Raw genomic sequence first — 2,166 nt, forward strand, 5'->3', positions numbered from 1 at the left:
GAGGTCTTCCGTCCATTCCGCACCCATCTTGTGGACGAGCGCGGCGGCGAGGGGCAGGCGGGCCCGCTCGTGGCCGTCGTCGATCTTCAGAGCGAACGCCGAACCGTCCGGCAAGGCGCCCGCGTAGACACCGTCCGCGCCCGTCTTCGACAGCAGTCCGGGGGCAACCGGCATCAGCCTGGCGTCGTCTCTGCCGGTTCCGGACACCAGATAGGGATGCTCGCGGACGGCGTCCGCCACGGCTCGCTCGGGGGATCCGGTGGGGGCCGTGACGAGGCCGGCGAACGCGCGGGCCAGATGTGTCAGGGACAGCGGGACGATCGGCAGCCCGCAGCCGTCGATACCGAGTTCGGCATCGATCTCGCCGCTGAACGAACCGAGTGCCTCGACGACAGCGAGCTGCAGAGGATGAGTCGGCTCGAAGTAGCTGTCCAGCGGCCAGTCGTTGGCAAGGCAGGTGGCGAGCATGGCGGCGTGCTTGCCGGAGCATTCCATGTATATCGGCCGGGGGAGTTCACCCGCCGCCAGCAGTTCTGCGCGTGCCAGTTCGTCGGCGGGCAGATCGGCGGGGCAGCGCAGCAGATCCTCGTCGAGGCCGTGGCGGGCAAGAAGCTGCTCCACCAGTTCGATGTGATCGGATTCGCCCTGATGTGATGCAGTGGCGATCGCGAGTTCCTCGGAACTGTCCGGGCGGAAGCCGTTCCGGAGCATCGTCACGGCCTGCCATGGCTTGTTCGACGATCGCGGATAGATCGGGGTGTGCACCTCGCCCAGGGCGAGGGCCGTGTCACCGTCCGGCCGCAGAATCACGGCCGATCCCCGATGGACGCACTCGCGGAAGCCTGAACGAACCACCTCGACGAGTTCGATGCTCATCGGCGCACCTGCCCTCTCAGTCCGGCCAACTGCTTCTGTGCCAGCTCGATGACGGTCGGCGCGATGTTCGGCTGCCGCGTGAGTACCGCGAGTACGCGCTCGGGGTCGTGGCCGGTGAAGACGTCGCGTGCCGTGATTCCGTGTCCGGGCACGTGGACACGGTGGACCCGGTCCCCGGCGGCGATCGACCCTTCGGTCACCACTCGCAGGTATGCGCCCGTGTCGGCGCGGTCGGAGAACCGTCTCACCCAGTGCGGTTCCGCGGCCCACACCCCGAACGTGGCGCACGGTGTCCGCGGGCTGCTCACTTCCAGTTCGGTGGTGCCGATCCGCCATCGCTCTCCGATCACGGCGTCGCTCGCCGCGATTCCGTCGACCCTCAGGTTCTCACCGAACCAGCCCGGCGCCAGCTCACGACCGAGTTCCGCCGCCCAGCGCTCGGCCTCGTCCTGTTGATAGGCGTAGACGGCTTTGAACGTGCCGCCGTGGTACTTCGTGTCGCAGACGTAGTCGCCCACGAGTCCGGCCGACATCACCCGCACGGCGTTGTCCGCCGGCCGCTTGTCGATCGCAGTCCGCGTGACCCGCCGGGTGCCGCTGTCGCGTTCGGTGTGCAGGACACAGACGGCCAGCACGGTGCCGTCCGCGCCGTCCGTGCCGTTCATCGTCCGCGGAGGCGTTCGACCGCGGCCCTGCCGGCTTGAACGGCGTCGTCCTGCGGAACCGAGTCGGGGTCGATGGATGCCGCACAGGGTCCGGCCATCAGTTCCGTCCCGACGGGGACGGACCGTTTGACCAGAGCGAGGGCGATGGGACCGAGGTCGTGGTGATCGATGACCGTGCCCACCCGTCCGACCGCGCGACCGCCCACGGTGACGGGATCACCCGTCTCGGGGCGACCCTCGGCGCTGCCGTCGAGGTGGAGGAGAACGAGGTGCCGCGGCGGCTTGCCGAGGTTGTGGACCCGTGCCACGGTCTCCTGACCGCGGAAGCACCCCTTCTCGAGGTGTACGGCTCCGTACTCGGCGGGGCCGCCGATCCAGTGCACCTCGTGCGGGATGGTGCGGTCATCGGTGTCGAGACCGATGCGGGGACGCAACGCGGCCACCCGCAGAGCCTCGAACGCCCAGATACCTGCGGGGGCGGCGCCCGCGGTGGTGAGCCGCCCCCACCACTCGGTGAGGTGCTCGCGGGGAACGAGGAGATCGAACGACTCGCTCGTCGGCCACGGCATGCGGCGGACGAAGCCGCCACCGGCCAGGGCAACCGCGGCATAGGGCTGCGTGGGGG

General features: G+C 69.5%; 3 protein-coding genes. All 3 read right to left on the reverse strand.

Annotation, left to right across the window (positions count from 1 at the left end; translation table 11 throughout):
- Positions 1-876, reverse strand: an 876-nt coding sequence (locus WAW17_RS00615; protein WP_422331095.1) for an asparaginase, incomplete at its 3' end; no start/stop codon positions are given.
- A complete protein-coding gene (locus WAW17_RS00620; RefSeq protein WP_422331096.1) occupies positions 873-1,541 on the reverse strand; it encodes an MOSC domain-containing protein in 669 nt (222 codons plus the stop codon). The genes WAW17_RS00615 and WAW17_RS00620, both read right to left, overlap by 4 nt.
- Positions 1,538-2,166, reverse strand: a 629-nt coding sequence (locus WAW17_RS00625; protein ID WP_422331097.1) for a YgfZ/GcvT domain-containing protein, incomplete at its 5' end; no start/stop codon positions are given. The genes WAW17_RS00620 and WAW17_RS00625, both read right to left, overlap by 4 nt.

This window comes from Rhodococcus sp. (in: high G+C Gram-positive bacteria) (genome assembly GCF_049286785.1).
In the GTDB taxonomy this organism is placed as follows: domain Bacteria; phylum Actinomycetota; class Actinomycetes; order Mycobacteriales; family Mycobacteriaceae; genus Rhodococcus_F.